Annotated in this window: 15 protein-coding genes; 4 read left to right on the top strand and 11 right to left on the bottom strand. The window is 72.4% G+C overall.

Features of this window, described 5'->3' with window-relative positions; genetic code table 11:
- Positions 1-353: 353 nt before the first annotated feature.
- The 3 genes from QC282_RS14090 to QC282_RS14080 all read right to left on the bottom strand — a co-directional run bounded on the left by QC282_RS14090 (position 354) and on the right by QC282_RS14080 (position 4832).
- Positions 354-1763, bottom strand: coding sequence for an NAD(P)/FAD-dependent oxidoreductase (locus tag QC282_RS14090; RefSeq protein WP_279549663.1), 1410 nt, complete (start codon positions 1761-1763; stop codon positions 354-356).
- A gap of 259 nt (positions 1764-2022) precedes the next feature.
- The gene (locus tag QC282_RS14085; protein WP_279549662.1) at positions 2023-2868 is read right to left on the bottom strand and encodes an inositol monophosphatase family protein; all 846 of its coding nucleotides are present in this window, start codon (positions 2866-2868) and stop codon (positions 2023-2025) included.
- A gap of 137 nt (positions 2869-3005) precedes the next feature.
- Positions 3006-4832: a gamma-glutamyltransferase family protein gene (locus QC282_RS14080; RefSeq protein ID WP_279549661.1), complete on the bottom strand. Its 1827-nt coding sequence runs from the start codon at positions 4830-4832 to the stop codon at positions 3006-3008.
- Between the two features lie 514 nt (positions 4833-5346).
- Between QC282_RS14080 and QC282_RS14075 the strand changes: the two genes are divergently transcribed.
- Entirely contained in the window at positions 5347-6546 is a 1200-nt protein-coding gene (locus tag QC282_RS14075; RefSeq protein WP_279549660.1) for a phosphatidylserine/phosphatidylglycerophosphate/cardiolipin synthase family protein, read from the top strand.
- Positions 6547-6565: 19 nt separating this feature from the next.
- Here QC282_RS14075 and QC282_RS14070 read toward each other — a convergent pair whose 3' ends face one another.
- Genes QC282_RS14070 through QC282_RS14060 form a run of 3 tightly spaced genes read right to left on the bottom strand, consistent with a single transcriptional unit; the run spans position 6566 to position 8220 of the window.
- On the bottom strand, positions 6566-6985 hold the full coding sequence (locus tag QC282_RS14070) for a hypothetical protein (protein WP_279549659.1): 420 nt from the start codon (positions 6983-6985) through the stop codon (positions 6566-6568).
- Positions 6982-7953 (bottom strand): polyphosphate kinase 2, encoded by a 972-nt coding sequence (gene ppk2 / locus QC282_RS14065; protein WP_279549658.1) that lies wholly within the window; start codon positions 7951-7953, stop codon positions 6982-6984. The genes QC282_RS14070 and ppk2 overlap by 4 nt, the downstream gene beginning before the upstream one ends.
- Positions 7954-7977: 24 nt before the next feature.
- Positions 7978-8220, bottom strand: coding sequence for a DUF6411 family protein (locus QC282_RS14060; RefSeq protein ID WP_279549657.1), 243 nt, complete (start codon positions 8218-8220; stop codon positions 7978-7980).
- A gap of 221 nt (positions 8221-8441) precedes the next feature.
- Here QC282_RS14060 and QC282_RS14055 point away from each other — a divergent pair, with 221 nt between their 5' ends.
- Together QC282_RS14055 and QC282_RS14050 are read left to right on the top strand one after the other, a co-directional pair.
- On the top strand, positions 8442-8948 hold the full coding sequence (locus QC282_RS14055) for a DinB family protein (protein WP_279549656.1): 507 nt from the start codon (positions 8442-8444) through the stop codon (positions 8946-8948).
- 233 nt (positions 8949-9181) lie between these two features.
- Positions 9182-10639: an FG-GAP-like repeat-containing protein gene (locus tag QC282_RS14050; RefSeq protein ID WP_279549655.1), complete on the top strand. Its 1458-nt coding sequence runs from the start codon at positions 9182-9184 to the stop codon at positions 10637-10639.
- Positions 10640-10868: 229 nt separating this feature from the next.
- Here QC282_RS14050 and QC282_RS14045 read toward each other — a convergent pair whose 3' ends face one another.
- Positions 10869-11432 carry a dihydrofolate reductase family protein gene (locus QC282_RS14045; protein WP_279549654.1) on the bottom strand — a complete coding sequence of 188 codons (564 nt, stop codon included), beginning with the start codon at positions 11430-11432 and terminating at the stop codon, positions 10869-10871.
- A 353-nt stretch (positions 11433-11785) separates the two neighbouring features.
- On the opposite strand from QC282_RS14045, the gene QC282_RS14040 reads away from it, so the two are divergent.
- The gene (locus QC282_RS14040) at positions 11786-12451 is read left to right on the top strand and encodes a hypothetical protein (RefSeq protein ID WP_279549653.1); all 666 of its coding nucleotides are present in this window, start codon (positions 11786-11788) and stop codon (positions 12449-12451) included.
- Between the two features lie 78 nt (positions 12452-12529).
- On the opposite strand, the gene QC282_RS14035 is transcribed toward QC282_RS14040, so the two are convergent.
- The 4 genes from QC282_RS14035 to QC282_RS14020 all read right to left on the bottom strand — a co-directional run bounded on the left by QC282_RS14035 (position 12530) and on the right by QC282_RS14020 (position 17582).
- A complete protein-coding gene (locus QC282_RS14035) occupies positions 12530-14056 on the bottom strand; it encodes an NCS1 family nucleobase:cation symporter-1 (protein WP_279549652.1) in 1527 nt (508 codons plus the stop codon).
- Positions 14057-14201: 145 nt separating this feature from the next.
- A complete protein-coding gene (locus QC282_RS14030) occupies positions 14202-15221 on the bottom strand; it encodes a TIGR03842 family LLM class F420-dependent oxidoreductase (protein WP_279549651.1) in 1020 nt (339 codons plus the stop codon).
- Between the two features lie 11 nt (positions 15222-15232).
- Positions 15233-16636 (bottom strand): dihydropyrimidinase, encoded by a 1404-nt coding sequence (gene hydA, locus QC282_RS14025; protein WP_279549650.1) that lies wholly within the window; start codon positions 16634-16636, stop codon positions 15233-15235.
- A gap of 103 nt (positions 16637-16739) precedes the next feature.
- On the bottom strand, positions 16740-17582 hold the full coding sequence (locus QC282_RS14020) for a nitrilase-related carbon-nitrogen hydrolase (protein ID WP_279549649.1): 843 nt from the start codon (positions 17580-17582) through the stop codon (positions 16740-16742).
- Positions 17583-17617 lie beyond the last annotated feature (35 nt).

The following is a 17617-nucleotide window of genomic DNA, read 5'->3' as shown; positions in this document are numbered from 1 at the left end:
CGCGGGCGGAGGGCACGTCGGGCCGGCCCTCGGCACACTGCGGCGGGAGAGAAGTTGACGTCGAGACCGAGCACAACTGTGGGTGACCAGGTGGCTGCTGAGCCTCCGTAACCCTAGGACTCGAACACAACCGGAGCAATAATGCTGTCGGACTTTGTGGGGTCCTGATGGATCGACAGGCCGGTAGGGGTCGACTTGTCCGGCGGAGGCCGCACATGTCTCGGCTTCTCGGCCCACGTGCCCGGCGAACGCCGTGGTCGGCACCGGCGGCGCAGTCGGGAACCGGCAGCGGGGAATCGGCGGTGGGGAACCGTCCGTGGGGACACCGGCCGTGGGGAACAGCCGGGGCGCCGTCAGGTCTGGCGCAGGTGCCGCCAGACGGCCTTCGCCGCGTTGTGACCGGACATGCCGTGCACGCCGGGGCCCGGCGGGGTCGCCGAGGAGCAGATGAACACGGCCGGGTGGGGCGTGCTGTACGGGAACAGCGACAGCTTCGGGCGCAGCATGATCTGGAGTCCGGAGACCGCGCCGGAGGCGATGTCTCCGCCGACGTAGTTGGCGTTGCGGGCGGCGATCTCGGGCGGCCCCGCCGTGGCGCGGGCGAGGACCCGGTCGCGGAAGCCCGGGGCGAAACGCTCCAGTTGGCGCTCCACGGCGTCGGTCAGGTCGCCGGTCCAGCCGTTCGGGACGTGGCCGTACGCCCAGAAGACCTGCTTGCCCTCCGGTGCGCGGCCGGGGTCGACGATGCTGGGCTGCACGGTGATGAGGAACGGCGCGTCCGGTGCGCGGCCCTCGCGGGAGGCGGCGCGCAGGGCGGTGCCGATCTCCGCGCTGTCCGCGCCGATCTGCACGGTGCCGGCGGTCCGGGCCTGCGGCGCGGTCCACGGCACCGGCCCGTCCAGCGCGTAGTCGATCTTGAAGACGCCGGGTCCGTAACGGTAGCGGTCGTAGTAGCCGCCGAGGCCCGCGATCCGGGCGAGGGCGGTGGGCGAGGTGTCGAAGACGTACGCGCGGGCCGGCGGCAGGTCGTCGAGGCGCTTGACCTCGTAGTCGGTGTGGATCGTGCCGCCCAGGTCCTTGAGGTGGGCGGCGAGGGCGTCGGAGATCGACTGGGAGCCGCCGCGGGCCACGGGCCAGCCGCGGGCGTGGGCCGCGAGGGCGAAGACCAGGCCGACGGCGCCGGTCGCGAAGCCGCCGAGCGGGGCCATGACGTGGGCGACGAGCCCGGCGAACAGCGTCTTCGCCTTCTCGTCGCGGAAGCGGCGCATCAGCCAGGTCGACGGGGGCAGTCCGACGAGTCCGAAACGGGCGAGGGTGACCGGGTCGCGGGGCAGGGCGGTGAGCGGCAGGGACATGAAGTCGCGGGCCAGGGTGTCCCACTTGGTGAGGAAGGGTGCGACTAGCCTGCGGTAGGCGCCGGCGTCGCGCGGTCCGAAGGAGGCGGCGGTCTCGCCGACCGACCGGGACAGCACGGCGGCGGTGCCGTCCGGGAAGGGGTGGGCCATGGGCAGCGGCGCGTGCAGCCACTCCAGGCCGTAGCGCTCCAGCGGCATGGTGCGGAAGACGGGCGAGTTGATGCCGAGGGGATGTGCGGCGGAGCACGGGTCGTGCCGGAAGCCCGGCAGGGTGAGCTCCTCGGTGCGCGCTCCCCCGCCGACGGTGTCCCGCGCCTCGAAGACGGCGACCGCGAATCCGCGGCGGGCCAGCTCCACGGCAGCGGTCAGTCCGTTCGGCCCCGCACCCACCACGACCGCATCGAGCATCGACGGCACCTTCGGACCCCTTCGTCAGCCGATGGCCACTGGGGATCAGGATAGGCCCGGGCACCGGCGGCCGTGGCGCGCGGGTGGCCCCGCGGGCGGAGCGGAGCGCTCCGCATCCCTGGCCCGCCGAAGGGCCGTGCGCTCCGGCCCTTTGGTGCTCCGGGCGGCGTCGCCATCCTGCCCCTCCGCGGTGACGCGTCGCGGTCAGGCGCCCCGCGCCGGCAGACCCGCCACCCCTCGCGCCGTGGCCACGCCCCGGTCAGGCGCCCCGCGCCAGCAGACCCGCCACCCGTCGTGCCGTCGCCTCGTCGCGGGCGGCCGTGAACGGCAGGTCGTTGCCGCCGGTGATGCGGAACGGCCGGCCCGAGCGCGTGAGGTGGGCACCGCCCGCCTCCTCGACGAGGAGGAGACCCGCCGCGTGGTCCCATGCCGCCTCCCAGGAGAACGCGGTCGCGTCCGACTCGCCCCGAGCGAGGGCGAGATACTCCAGGCCCGCCGAGCCGCAGTCGCGCGGCGCGACGCCCTCGGTGCGCAGGCCGAGGAGGGCGTGCTTCTGCTCCTCGGTCGTGTAGTCCGGGTGGGACGTGGCCACTTGGAGGTCCCGGCCGGGCTCAGGAGCTCCCGCGTGCAGCCGCTGCCCGTCGAGGAAGGCGCCCCTTCCCCGCACGGCGGTGGCGAGTTGGTCGCGGGCGGGGGCGTAGGTCCACGACGCCTGCACGACGCCGCCCAGCGCGAGCGCGACCAGTGTGCAGAAGCCGGTGTCGCCGTGCACGAACTGCCGGGTGCCGTCCACCGGGTCGACGATCCAGACCGGCGCGTCGCCGCGTATGGCCTCGTAGGACGCCGGGTTGGCGTGCACCGCTTCCTCGCCGACCACGACGGAGCCCGGCAGCAGCGCGGACAGCGCCTCCGTCAGGTACAGCTCGGCCTTGCGGTCGGCGTCCGTGACCAGGTCGTGGGGGCCGCTCTTCTGGTCGACCTCGTGCGCGGCGAGCTGGCGGAAGCGCGGCATGATCTCGGCCGCGGCGGCCTTGCGGATCGCCTCCTCCACGTCGGTCGAGCGGCGGGCGAGAAACTCCTCGATGGTTTCCTTGTCTTCGATCATGCCTCCATGAGAGCACGCACCGCTGACAATCCCCACCCGGCCCGTGTACTCCGAGTGGAATCGCCATGAACGCCCAGATCGGACACCGGGCGGCCGTCGACCGGGGCCCGGCCCGGGTGAACCTGGCGCCGCCTGCCTCAGCGGCCCACCGCGTAGCCCTGCATCCCGCGCGGGTTCGCCGCCGCCGAGAGCACGCCCGTCTCCGGGTCCCGCGCGACCGCGCACAGCCTTCCCTCGGACCAGGGCTCGCCGACGCTCACGTCGTGCCCGCGGCGCCGCAGGTCCCCGACGACGGCCGGGTCGAGCCGGGACTCCACGGTGACGCTGCCCGGCCGCATGCCGCGCGGGTAGAAGGAGCCGGGGAAGCTGTCGTTGTGCCAGTTGGGGGCGTCGATGGCGCCCTGGAGGTCGAGGCCGCCGCGGACCGGGGAGCGCAGGGCGACCGCGAGGAAGAAGTGGGTCTGCCACTGGTCCTGCTGGTCGCCGCCGGGTGTGCCGAACGCCATGACGGGCACGCCGTCGCGCAGCGCGATCGACGGGGTGAGGGTGGTGCGGGGGCGGCGGCCCGGGGTGAGGGTGTTGGGCAGGCCGTCCTCCAGCCAGGTCATCTGCAGGCGCGTGCCGAGCGGGAAGCCGAGCTCGGGGACCACGGGGTTGGACTGGAGCCAGCCGCCGCTGGGGGTGGCGGCGACCATGTTGCCCCAGCGGTCGACCACGTCGATGTGGCAGGTGTCGCCGCGGGTGAGACCGTCGGCGCTCACGCCGGGTTCGCCGGGCACCGGGGAGGTGGAGGCCTTGGCGACGGTGGGTTCGCCGACGCCGAGCGCGTCGAGGGCGGCGCCGGGGGGTGTCGTCACGCGCGCGTGGGCGCACAGCCTGGGGGTGCGTCCGCCGGGGCTGCCGGGCCGCAGCTCCTGGCTCGCCTGCTGCCCGACGAGAGAGCGCCGAACGGCGTTGTACTCGTCCGACAGCAGGTCGTCGAGGGGGACGTCGGCGGCGTCCCCGTACCAGGCCTCCCGGTCGGCCATGGCGAGCTTGCAGCCCTCGATCAGCAGGTGGACGTAGTCGGCGGAGCCGTACTCGGGCAGTTCGGGCGGGAGCAGCGCGAGCTGCTGGAGGAGGACGGGGCCCTGGCTCCAGGGGCCGGCCTTGCACACGGTCCAGCCGTTCCAGTCGTACGTCGCCGGTGCCTCGTAGCCGGCGGACCAGGCGGCGAGGTCGTCGCCGGTCAGCGTGCCGGTGTGGTGCTCGCCGCTGGTGTCCAGGGTGGGACGCGCGGCCTGCCGCAGGAGGGCCTCGGCGATGAAACCGGTCCGCCACACCTCGCGCGCGGCGTCGATCTGGGCCTCCCGGTCGCCGGCGTGGGCGACCTCGGTGAGCAGCCGGCGCCAGGTGGCGGCGAGGGCCGGGTTGCGCAGCAGTTCGCCGGGGCGGGGCGCGCGGCCGCCGGGCAGGTACACCTCGGCGGAGGTCGTCCACTCGGTCTCGAACAGTTCCCGTACGGTCTCGACGGTCTCGCCGACGCGTTCCACGGGTGCGTGGCCGTGTTCGGCGTATCCGACGGCGTACTTGAGGACGTCGGCGAGGGGCTTCGTGCCGTGGTCGCGCAGCAGCAGCAGCCAGGCGTCGAAGGCGCCGGGCACGGCGGCGGCGAGCGGGCCGGTGCCGGGGACGAGGTCCAGGCCGAGGCCGCGGTAGTGCGCGGCGCTCGCCCCGGCCGGGGCGACGCCCTGCCCGCACAGCACCCGCACCTCGCCGCCGGCCGGCGCGAGCAGGATGGGCACCTCGCCGGCGGGCCCGTTGAGGTGGGGTTCGACGACGTGCAGCACGAACGCGCCGGCGACGGCCGCGTCGTAGGCGTTGCCGCCGTCCTCCAGGACGGCCATCGCCGACTGGGAGGCCAGCCAGTGGGTGGAGGACACCATGCCGAAGGTGCCCTGGAGGGTGGGGCGGGTGGTGAACATACGGCCTCTCAACTCGCTGTTTCCGCACATCGGCCGGACCGGTCGGCGCTCAGGACCGGTCCTGGGGAGCATCTGGGGAGTTCGGGCCAGAGCTCTCCTCCGCCCGCTCCCCCAGCAGGCTATCGATCGCCGTGCGCCCCTTCTTCCCTGCCTCAGACAGGAAGTGGGCGCAGTGGTCGAGATGCAGAAGGCCACTCAGGGCCGGGTTGGAGCGCGAGGCGGCCCGTTCCTGTTCCCGGACCGAGGCTTCGAGCCCTGATGGGCAGTACCGGTCGTGCCGGCACGGTCACGGCATGCGAGCCGAGCAGGTACCCGCGGAGCGCCTCGCGCGGGGGGCGGGCGCGATGTGGGCGGCGTACATCGTCTTCGGCGCGCGCGGTGCGCACACAGGGTGGGGCGGCGTCGCGGCGCCCGGCCGCGGAGCCGGCCCGGGACCGGATGGCCCGGGCGCCGGGGGCCTGCCGTAAGGTGTGCCGTCGCCGCGTGCGCGGTGTGGCAGGAGAGTGGAGGACCGGTGGCGGAACAGGCCGCGGCGCGCCCCGTGGAGGAGGCCGCCGCCGAGCAGCGCAAGCGGCGGCTGCGGCGCCGCATGGAGCGACTGATCGGCATCGCCGCCACCGAGGGCAACCTGCTGACCCCGCTGCGCAACGGCGACGAGATCTTCCCCGCGATGCTCGGCGCCGTCCGGGCGGCCCGGCACACCATCGACATGATGACCTTCGTCTACTGGCGCGGCGACATCGCCCGCCAGTTCGCCGAGGCGCTCGCCGAGCGGGCCCGGGACGGCGTACGGGTGCGGCTGCTGCTGGACGGCTTCGGCGCCCGCCAGATAGAGCGGCGGCTCCTGGACGAGATGGACGCGGCGGGGGTGCAGGTCGCCTGGTTCCGCAAGCCGGCCTGGGTCTCGCCGTTCAAGCAGAACCACCGCTGCCACCGCAAGGCCCTGATCGTCGACGAGGACACCGCGTTCACCGGCGGCGTCGGCATCGCGGAGGAGTGGTGCGGCGACGCCCGCCACCCCGGCGAGTGGCGCGACACCCACGTCGAGGTGCGGGGACCGGCCGTGGACGGCATAGCCGCCGCCTTCGCGCAGAACTGGGCCGAGTGCCACGACGAGCTGTACGACGACCGGGACCGCTTCACCGGCCACGAACGGCACGGCGACGCGATCGTCCAGGTCGTGCGCGGCTCGGCGAGCATCGGCTGGCAGGACATGCAGACGCTCATCCGCCTCATGCTGACCTCCGCCGAGGAGCGCTTCCGCCTGGCCACCGCCTACTTCGCGCCCGACCGGTACTTCGTCGACCTGCTGTGCGCCACCGCCCGCCGGGGCGTCGAGGTGGAGATCCTGCTGCCCGGCCCGCACTCCGACCAGCGCGCCTGCCGGCTCGCCGGACAGGCCCTCTACACCGACCTGCTCGACGCGGGTGTGCGGGTCCGGCAGTTCCAGCCGACGATGATGCACGCCAAGATCATCACCGTGGACGGGGTGGCGTCCCTGATCGGCTCGACCAACTTCAACCGCCGCTCCATGGACCACGACGAGGAGGTCATGCTCGCCGTGCTCGACGAGACCTTCACCGCGACCCTGGACGGGCACTACGACGAGGACGTCACCCGCAGCGTCACCATCGACCTGAGCCGCTGGAAGCGCCGGGCCTCCCTCCAGCGGGCGGCGGAGCTGGCCGTGAGGCCCGTCCGCCGCTTCCTCTGACCGTCCCCGGGCGACCGGGCTACGCCGGGGCTCCCAGGGACCAGCCGGAGACGTCGCTCACCCGGCCGCGCCACAGCGGGGACGTGGGCGCGCCCGGCGCGGACAGGAACGTGACGTCGATCAAGTGGGCGAAGTCGTGCAGGCCGCCGGGGCCGGTGGGGTCGAGGGCGTTCTGCACGGCGCGGGGCAACAGGACGACCTGCTCGGCGTGGTCCTGGTCGCCGACGGCCCGCGCGACGACCTCCTCCCACCGCTCCGCCCAGACCCGGCCGGCGACGAGGCTGCCGCTGACGATGCCGCCCACGGTCGTCAGGGTCACGGCGACGGCGGCGCCGGGCTGGGCCTCCACCAGCCGCAGCAGCATCTCCAGGTGCGCGTCGGCCGCCGGGGTGCCGGGCCCCGGCTCCCGTCCCGTGCCGCCGCGGTCCTGCGCGCTCATGCGACTCCTCCCGGTCGTCCGTCCTCCCGGCCGGGGTGGGTCCCCGGACCGTCGTGGTCACCGGCCAGCGGGGTGGGGGAAAGGTCGGCGGGTTCCTCGCCGGGCTCCAGCAGGGTGTCGGCGGAGCCGACGATCAGCGGGTCCGGCTTGCCCACGGCGGCGTGGTCCTTGGCCGGGTAGTCGCAGAGGTCGAGCAGTCTGCGCATCGCCTCCAGCCGGCCGCGCCGCTTGTCGTTGTTCTTCACCACCGTCCAGGGGGCGTGCGGGGTGTCCGTGGCGCGGAACATCTCGACCTTGGCGGTCGTGTACTCGTCCCAGCGGTCCAGGGAGGCCAGGTCCGTCGGCGACAGCTTCCAGCGGCGCACCGGGTCGACCTGGCGGATGGCGAAACGGGTGCGCTGCTCGGCCCGTGAGACGGAGAACCAGAACTTCACCAGCAGGATGCCGTCGTCGGTCAGCATCTGCTCGAACATCGGCGCCTGCCTGAGGAACAGCTGGTGCTCCTCCTCCGTGCAGAAGCCCATCACCCGCTCGACGCCCGCCCGGTTGTACCAGGAGCGGTCGAAGAAGACGATCTCCCCCCGGGCGGGCAGATGCGCCACGTAACGCTGGAAGTACCACTGGCCCGCCTCCCGCTCGGTGGGCTTCTCCAGCGCCACCACGCGGGCGCCGCGCGGGTTCAGCCGCTCGGTGAACCGCTGGATGGTGCCGCCCTTGCCGGCCGCGTCCCGGCCCTCACAGAGCACGACGACCCGCTGGCCGGTGTCCTTCACCCAGCGCTGCATCTTCAGCAGCTCGATCTGCAGGACCCGCTTCTGCCGCTCGTACTCGGCCCTGCGCACCTTGCGGTCGTAGGGATGGTTCTCCCGCCAGGTTTCGATGGGGGTGCCGTCGGCGTTGAGCAGGATCGGCTTCTCGGGCCGCCGCTCGTTCACCGCCAGGCCGTCGAGAAGCTCGTCCTCGGGCACGTCCACTCCTTCCTCTCCCGGTGGTCAGAACCGCAGGCGCCGGCGCGCCCGCCGGCCGGCGGAGCCGCTGCGGCCCACGGCACGCGAACTGGAACTGAACGGCTTGCTCAGCAGGCGCCCCAGCGGGCCGGGGGCCTTGGACCCGGTGCGCGAACCGGCTCCGAGCGCGCGCTGGGCGCCGTTCTGCGGGTGCCGGGACAGCCGGGGGAGCAGGAAGGCGAGCACGGCCAGGACGACACAGGCGCCTATCACGCCGACGATCATCATGGGGACTCCTCAGGTCTCGACGGTGGAGCGGGACGCGCACCGCGCGCCCGCTGTGACCCGCGTGCCCGCTCGCGCCGTGAACAGTCGCCCGCCCCGCCGGAGGCCGAAGCCACCGCACAGGCTGCGGGTCGATCGGTTCGTCGACCGGGCTGGGTGAAGCAGGTCGGGGCCGTCGGTAATTGCCTCGACATCGGTCGCGGTGATCGGGGACGCTTCGCGCGATGACCAGAATCGATGACACACCGCCGGCGTGGGACGAGCGCACGCAGCTCACCACGTTTCTCGACTACGCGCGTGACACCGCCCGCGTCAAATGCGAAGGCGTCTCCGCGGAGAACGCACGCAAGGCGCTCCTGCCGGGCTCACCGCTGATGACCATGAGCGGAGTGATCAATCACCTCCGCTGGGTCGAGTACTACTGGTTCCAGGTGGTCTTCCTCGGCGAGGAAGACCGGGGCCCCTGGACCGAGGAGGACCCGGACCGCGAGATGCGTATCGCCGTCGACTTCCCGCTCACGCAGTTGCTCGACGAATACGCCGAACAGAGCACCCGCTACCGCGAACTGGTCGCCGGGAACGACCTGGACAGACAAGCCCGGCGTACCGTCCGCAACGGCGTCCGCGTCGATCTGCGCTGGATCCTGCACCACCTCACCGAGGAGACGGCCCGCCACAACGGCCACCTGGACATCCTGCGCGAGATGCTCGACGGCACAACCGGCTACTAGATCCGGCACAGATCACGGCCGGAGCCGGAGCCGGACCGGAACAGCCCTCTCCCCAGCCCTCCTGTCCGGCCGGCCGGACAGCCCGGTGGTCGAGCCTCGCCACCGTGCGCGACCTCGTCGGCACCGGGAGTCCCTCCTTTCACCTCCACCCCTCGGGGCCCGCCTCCCGTACAACCCTTCGGGCCCACCGGAGGTCGTCTCTGCGCCCGCACGTACGTCTCGGAGAGGAATTCATGTCCCGGTCCCCCCACAAGCGCTCCCGTCGTCCCGTCGTCCTGGGCGCCGCCGTCGCCGCGGCGGCCCTGGCCGGTGGTCTGCTCATCACCCTGCCGGGCGGCGCGAGTGCCGCCGCGTCGGGCCTCGCCGACGACTTCAACGGTGACGGCTACCGCGATCTGGCGACCGGCGCGCCGGGTGCCGTCGCGAACGGGAAGGCGAAGGCGGGCGCCGTGGTCGTCAACTACGGTTCCGCCGGCGGCATCAGCGCCTCGCGCCACAAGACCACCTCGCAGAGTTCCTCCGGCGTGCCGGGTGCCTCGGAGACCTCCGACCGCTTCGGCACGGAACTCGCGCACGGGGACCTCAACAACGACGGCTACGGCGATCTCGTCGTGGGCTCACCGCTGGAGGACGTCGGCAGCGACGCCGACGGCGGGTCGGTCACGATCCTGTGGGGCGGCTCGTCCGGCCTGTCCGGCGGCACGACGGTCAGCGATCCGAACGCCTCGGGCCACGACCGGTTCGGCCAGTCCCTCGCGGTCGGCGACTTCACCGGCGACGGGAAGACCGATCTGGCCGTCGGTTCCACCGGCAAGGACGTCTGGATCTTCAAGGGCGGCTTCACCAAGTCGGGCGGCGCGGCCGGGAAGCTGCGCTTCGACGCGCGGATCGAGTCCGGCGCGTACCCCCGGGGCGCCGTCCAGCTGACCGCCGGGGACTTCGACAACGACGGGGCGGACGACGTGGTGGTGGGGTCTGCCGCGGGCAACTTCGTCCACCTGGGCGCCGCGAGCGGGCCCACGTTCCAGACGGCCGTGGGCACGGGGTACGCGGGCGCGCTCGTCGCGGCCGACTTCGACCGCGACGGGCACGACGACCTGGTCGTCGGTTCCGACTTCGTCTCCGTCACGGACCAGACGGCGAAGGGCGGCTACGCCACCGTGTTCCACGGCGGTGCGGCGGGCGTCGACACCACGCGCAGCGCCGTCTTCACCCAGGACACCGCGGGCGTGCCGGGAGCGGACGAGTCCCACGACTCGTTCGGCGGCACACTCGCCGTCGGCGACGTCAACGGTGACCGCTACCCGGACCTGGCCGTCGGCGCGAACTTCGAGACCATCGGCTCCGCGAGCCACGCGGGCAACGTCTGGGTGCTGCGCGGCGGCGCCTCCGGCCTGACGGGGACCGGCGCCCAGTCCTTCAACCAGGGCACCTCCGGCGTCCCGGGCGCCAACGAGTCGTCGGACCTGTTCGGCGACGCGATCCACCTCGCCGACCACAACAAGGACGGCCGTGCCGACCTGTCGGTGGGCGCGGGCGGCGAGAACAGCGACGACGGCGCCGTGTGGGTCCTGCGCGGCTCGACGGGCGGCATCACGGCCACCGGCTCGGTGAGCTTCGGCGCGAAGTCCGTGGGAATCGGGAACTCCGGGGAGGACCCCATGTTCGGGGACGCCATGTCGGGCTCCTGACACACGCGGGCTGGCAGCGGGAAGGGGCGGCAGCGGAGGACTCCGGCGCCGCCCCTTCGCTCACACCGGCTTCGGGCCTGGCGGCTCGCCCCGGTTCCACACAGCGGTCGGCCGCAGCAGGCGCCCCTCAGCGGCGTCGGTTCACGACTTCAGGGCAGCGGGGGGCGCGGGGCGTCGCTCGGCGGGCGCCACCGCGCGGGTCCGGCCCGGGGCCCGGCGGGCGAGCCGGTTAGCGCGCCACGCGGTAGTGGAGGTAGACGACGTTCGAGCTGAAGGTGCGGGTCCCGGCGAGTTCGAGGTCCACCCGGCGCTCGCCTCGGGGAAAGAACGGGATGCCGCCGCCGACCAGCACCGGGTACACCATGGCCCGGTACTCGTCGATCAGCCCCAGTGCGGCCGCCTCGGCGGCGAGGGTCGCGCCGCCGATCGCGATCTCGCCCTCCCCCGGTTCGGCCCGCAGCCGCTCGATCTCCTCCGCCGGGCCGCCGGAGGCCAGGCGGGCGTTGCCCCGCACCTCCGACAGCGTGGTGGAGAACACCACCTTGGGGAGCGGCTTCCACAGCGCGGTCCACTCGCGCGCGGCGTCGTCGAGCGACGGTTCCTGGTCGGCGGTCTCCCAGTACAGCATCGTCTCGTACAGCCGTCGTCCCATCAGGTGGACGCCGACCTGCCGGACATCGTCGATCCAGAAGCGGAAGACCTCCTCGTCGGGCGCCGTCCAGTCGAAGCCGCCGTCCGGCCCGACGATGTAGCCGTCGAGTGAGACGTTCATCGAATAGGTCACGGTGCGCATCAGAATTCCTCCTCGGTAGCGAGTTCGGCAGTACGACCGCCGGAGGCTCCAGGACTCATCGCGGCATGCGCCCGCGGGGCGAGGCCGGACCACCTTTCGCGTGGTCCCGCTCCGTGCCCTGCCCGACCGCCCGCACCCGCACCCGTCACCGGGTACGGGCCCGCCTCCGAGGCCACCCAACCGGGTAAATCGTGAAACTACGGACATTGTGCCGCGCTGGGTGCGCATGCCGTGTCACCGCCCGGGCACGGAGCGAGTTGGCCCTTCCGCACCACCTGGAGTCGTGTGACACTGTCGTCCCGTCCGCAGTGCGGACCACCTCCGCACCGTCCGTCCCCCACGAGAAGTGCGCCGTGCGTTCTCTTCCTCTGCCGCTCGCCCTGACCGCGCGACTGTCCCCGGTGGTCGTGCTCGCCGTCGCGGGCTGGGCGCTGTCGACCGGTCCGCTCGCCGCGACCCCGGCCGCCGAGCAGGGGCCGGACGAGGCGGCCGTCCCGCAGTCGCAGTCGGCGTCCGCCCCCGCGACGGAGGCGGAGTCGAAGACGTACAGCGCCGCCCCGGCGCCGTGTTCCGCCGTGGCCGAGAAGACGGTCAAGTCCCTGGTCCCCGGCGCCAAGGCGGGCGGCAAGGAGATCCCGTCCACGGACGCGGATCTGCGCCGCACCTGCTCCTGGAACGCCCTCAAGGGCTACGAGTACCGCTGGCTCGACGTCTCCTACGAGGTCTCGGCGTCGGACGAGAAGGCGGAGAACGCCTACCAGGAGCACCTTTCGGAGAACAGCGGCGGCGGCGAGGTGCCCGGTCTCGGTGACGAGGCCTACTCGGTGGTGAACCTCGTCACCGAGGACGGGCAGCAGACCCGTGAGGGCACGGTGGTGGTCCGCGCCTCCAACGCCCTGGTGGTCATCACGTACAACGGCAGCGACTTCGAGTCCAAGAAGGCGCCCTCGACGGACGAGATCAACAAGGGCGCCATCAAGGCCGCGAAGGACGCGGTGGCCGCGCTGGAGAAGGGCTAGGCGGCTCGGGCCCGCCGGGCAACGGCCGGGCCCCGCCGAGCGGTTGACGCCGCGGGGCCCCGCCGTTGCCGCCGTGGCTCAGACCTCGGTGCGGCCCCTGCCCCGCAGGAGCATCAGCGCGAGGTACAGCACCATCGAGGTGCCCAGGCCCACCGCCCAGCCGTAGTCCGCCAGGCCGGCCAGGGCCGGGATCGGCCGTCCGTCGATCAGCGGATGGAAGTCGGCGCCGCCGATGGCGAGGACGCCGCCCACGGCGAACGCGACGACGGCACGCCAGTTCCAGCCGCCCTCGTACCAGTAGCGGCCGCCCGTGCGGTACAGGTCGACGAGGTCGAGCCGGGTGCGGCGCAGGATCCAGTAGTCGGCGACGAGGATGCCGGCGACCGTGCCGAGCAGCCCGCCGACCAGGCCGAGCCAGGTGAAGATGTAGCCCTCCGGGTCGGAGTACAGCTTCCACGGGAAGATCAGCACGGCGAGGACACAGGTGACGAGCGCGCCGGTGCGGAAACTGATCCGGCGCGGCGCGACGTTGGAGAAGTCGAACGCCGGTGAGACGAGGTTGGCCGCGATGTTCACGGACAGGGTGGCGACGAGGACGGTCACCAGAGCGAACAGCAGCCCGACGGGGTTGTCGGTCTTGGCGGCGAGTTTCACCGGGTCCCAGATCGCCTCGCCGTACACGGCCTGCGAACCGGAGGTCACCATCACCGACAGGAACGCGAACAGCGTCATGGTGGTCGGCAGGCCGAGCGACTGCCCCCAGGTCTGCGCCTTCTGGCTCTTGCCGTACCGGGTGAAGTCCGGGATGTTCAGGGACAGTGTGGACCAGAAGCCGATCATGCCCATGAGCGCCGGGGCGAACAGGGTCCAGAAGTCCGGGCCCCAGCCGAGCCGGGAGGGCTGGTCGAACAGCGGGCCGAAGCCGCCGGCCTTCTCGCTCATCCACCACAGCATCACGAACGCGCCGACGAGCACGAAGGGCGCCGCCCAGTTCTCGAAGCGGCGGATCGTCTCCATGCCCCGGTAGATGATGGCGACCTGGATCGCCCAGAAGATCGCGAACGACAGCCACATGGTCCAGGCGTAGCCGCCGAACTGCGCCGCGTTCGTCCAGCCGTCGCCGATCAGCTTGCCCGCGAGGAAGTAGATCGCCTCGCCGCCGATCCAGGTCTGGATGCCGAACCAGCCGCACGCCACCAACGCCCGTACCACGGCGGGCAGGTTGGCGCCGCGGATGCCGAAGGAGGCGCGGGCGAACACCGGGAAGGGGATGCCGTACTTGGGTCCGGCGTGCCCGGTGAGCAGCATCGGCACCAGCACGATCACGTTGGCCAGGGCGATGGTGAACACCGCCTGCTTCCAGTCCATGCCGACGGCGATCAGACCGGAGGCCAGGGTCCAGGAGGCCGTGTTGTGGGCCATGCCGACCCACAGCGCGGAGAAGTTGTACGTGGTCCAGGTCCGCTTGCGGGCGGGGACGGGCAGCAGGTCCTCGTTGGCGTACGGGCCGCTGGGCTGCGGGGCGTCCGGCGCGATCTCCACCCGCCCGTCGGCGAGGGTGACCTGGGTGGCCGGCGGTATGGCCGTGGGAGCGGTGTCGGTCATGGGCAGGCCAATCGGAGAAGTGGGTCGGGAAAGGCCGTGGCGGGTCCGGTTCCCCCCGGCCCTCCCCGGGGGAGCGGGGAGGGCCGGGGCGACAGAGGGCGGGGGGCTGGGTGGATGCCGGGTGAGCTCGACCGAGGGGAACGGCTCAGGCGTTGACGGCGGGGATGATCTTCTGGCCGTAGGCGTCGATGACGGCTTCCTGCGCGTCGTGCATGTCGTACACGGCGAACTGGTCGACGCCCAGCTCCCGCAGTGCCTTCAGTTTCTCGATGTGCTTCTCGGCCGGGCCGATGACGCAGAACCGGTCGACGATCTCGTCCGGCACGAACCGGGTGTCGGGATTTCCGCTGCGCCCGTGGTGGGAGTAGTCGTAGCCCTCGCGTGCCTTGATGTAGTCGGTGAGTTCGCCGGGCACCTGGCCGGAGTGCTCGCCGTACCTGGCGACCAGGTCGGCGACGTGGTTGCCGACCATGCCGCCGAACCAGCGGCACTCGTCGCGGGCGTGCGCGAGCGCCTCGGGCGAGTCGTCGTCGGTGACGTAGGCGGGCGCGGCGACGCAGATCGTCACGGCGGAGGGGTCGCGGCCGGCCGCCACCGCCGCGTCCTTCACGGCCCTGACCATGTACTCGGTCAGATACAGGTCGGACAGCTGGAGGATGAAACCGTCGGCCTCCTCGCCGGTCATCTTCAGCGCCTTCGGCCCGTACGCGGCCATCCACACGGGCAGTTGGGCGCCGGGTCTGATCCAGGGGAACCTGACGACGGTGCCGCCGAGGTCGGCCTCCTCGCCCCGGCCGAGCGCCCGGATCACCTTCATCGCCTCGCTGATCCGGGCGAGGGTGTTGGGTTTGCGGCCCGCGACGCGCATCGCGGAGTCGCCGCGGCCGATGCCGCACACGGTGCGGTTGCCGAACATGTCGTTGAGGGTGGCGAAGGTGGAGGCGGTGACCTCCCAGGTGCGGGTGCCCGGGTTGGTCACCATGGGGCCGACCTTGAGCTTCGTGGTGTTGGCGAGGATCTGGCTGTAGATCACGAACGGCTCCTGCCACAGCACGGCGGAGTCGAAGGTCCAGCCGTGCGTGAAGCCGTTGCGCTCGGCGCGCTTCATCAGGCTGATCACCCGCGAGGCCGGCGGGTCGGTCTGCAGGACGAGTCCGAAGTCCATGGGCGCTCCTCCTAGTTGAGGTACTGGCAGGTGGAGCGGGGCGTGTAGACGCCGTGACCGGCCCGGCCGGTGTACTCCCGCTCGGTGATGACGGGTTCGCCGCGCGACAGGACGGTCTCGACGCGGCCGGTGACCCGGCGGCCCTCGTACGCCGAGTAGTCCACGTTCATGTGGTGGGTCGCGGCGGAGATGACCTGCTCGGCGTGCGGGTCGTAGATGACGACGTCGGCGTCGGCGCCCGGCGCGACGGTGCCCTTCTTCGGGTACATGCCGAACATCCGGGCCGGGGTGGCGCAGGCGATCTCGATCCACCGGCGGCGGGAGATGTGCCCGTCGACGACGGCCTGGTGGAGCAGGTCCATGCGGTTCTCGACGCCCGGCAGACCGTTGGGGATCTTCGAGAAGTCGCCCCGGCCCAGCTCCTTCTGGCCGGTGAAGCAGAACGGGCAGTGGTCCGTCGACACCACCTGGAGGTCGTTGGTGCGCAGGCCCCGCCACAGCCGCGCCTGGTGCTCGCGGGGCCGCAGGGGCGTGGAGCACACGTACTTGGCGCCCTCGAAGTCCGGCTCGGCGAGGTTGTCGGTCGACAGGAACAGGTACTGCGGGCAGGTCTCGCCGAAGACGGGCAGCCCTTCGTCGCGCGCCCGGGCCAGTTCGGCGACCGCCTCCATGGCGGACACGTGCACCACGTACAGCGGGGCCCCGGCGACCTGCGCGAGCTTGACGGCGCGGTGGGTGGCCTCGGCCTCCAGCAGCGCCTTGCGCACCTCGCCGTGGTGGCGCGGGTCGGTCTCGCCGCGGGCGAGGGCCTGCTCCACGAGCACGTCGATCGCGATGCCGTTCTCGGCGTGCATCATGATCAGGCCGCCGTTCTCGGCGGAGCGCTGCATGGCGCGCAGGATCTGCCCGTCGTCGGAGTAGAACACCCCGGGGTAGGCCATGAACTGCTTGAAGGAGGTGACGCCCTCCTCCACGAGCAGGTCCATCTCCTTGAGGGTCTCCTGGTTCACGTCGGAGACGATCATGTGGAAGCCGTAGTCGATCGCGCAGTTGCCCTCCGCCTTGGCGTGCCAGGCGTCCAGGCCCTCACGCAGGGAGTGGCCGACGCTCTGCACGGCGAAGTCGACGATCGTGGTGGTGCCGCCCCAGGCGGCGGCGCGGGTGCCGGTCTCGAAGGTGTCGGAGGCGAAGGTGCCGCCGAACGGCAGCTCCATGTGGGTGTGGACGTCCACGCCGCCCGGGATGACGTACTTCCCGGTGGCGTCGATCGTCCGCTCGGCGGTGAAGGTCTCGGCGGCCGGGGTGCCGGAGGCGGCGAGGGCGGCGATGCGGCCGTCCTCGATCAGGACGTCGGCGTGGATCTCGTCGGACGCGGTGACGACGAGGCCACCGCGGATGACGGTACGGCTGCTCATGCGTGGTCGCTCCTCGCGGTGTGAACGTGCGGGTTGGGTGCGGCTGACCGCCGCCGCGCGGCGGGGGCCGCGCATCGGACACGGCCCCGCGCCCCTGGGGCGTTCACGGTGCCGTCAGCGGCCCGTACGCGCCCGGCGCGCGGTCCCGGTAGAACTGCCAGCGGTCGCGGACCTCGCGCAGTTTGGCCATGTCCAGGTCCCGGACGACGAGTTCGGTCTCCTTGTCGCTCGCCGGTTCGCCCACGAACTGGGCCTCCGGGTCGACGAAGTAGGAGGTGCCGTAGAAGTCGTTGTCGCCGAGTTCCTCGACGCCGACCCGGTTGATGGCGCCGACGAAGTACTCGTTGGCGACGGCCGCCGCCGGCTGCTCCAGCTGCCACAGGTAGCCGGACAGGCCGCGCGAGGTCGCCGACGGGTTGAACACGATCTCCGCGCCCGCGAGGCCCAGCGCCCGCCAGCCCTCCGGGAAGTGGCGGTCGTAGCAGATGTAGACGCCGATCCTGCCGACGGCGGTGTCGAAGACGGGCCAGCCGCTGTTGCCGGGGCGGAAGTAGAACTTCTCCCAGAAGCCCCGCACCTGCGGGATGTGTGTCTTGCGGTACTTGCCGAGGTAGGAGCCGTCCGCGTCGATGACGGCGGCGGTGTTGTAGAGGACCCCGGGCTGCTCCTCCTCGTACATCGGCAGCACCAGGACGATGCCCAGCTCCCGGGCGAGCGCCCGGAACCGCTCGACGACCGGGCCGCCGGGGATCTGTTCGGCGTACTCGTAGAACGCGGGGTCCTGCACCTGGCAGAAGTACGGGCCGTAGAACAGCTCCTGGAAGCACAGCACTTGGGCGCCCTGGGCGGCCGCGTCGCGCGCCGCCTGCTCGTGGGCCTGGATCATGGATTCCTTGTCGCCCGTCCAGGCGGTCTGGAAGACGGCGGCACGGATCACTCGGCTCATCGGGACCTCCGGTCGCTCGGTGTCCGGCGAGCCTA

Source organism: Streptomyces sp. DH24, assembly GCF_029813775.1.
Taxonomy (GTDB): Bacteria; Actinomycetota; Actinomycetes; order Streptomycetales; family Streptomycetaceae; genus Streptomyces.
Note: the sequence above shows the minus strand (reverse complement) of the source record. Positions and strands in the feature narration are given on the sequence as shown.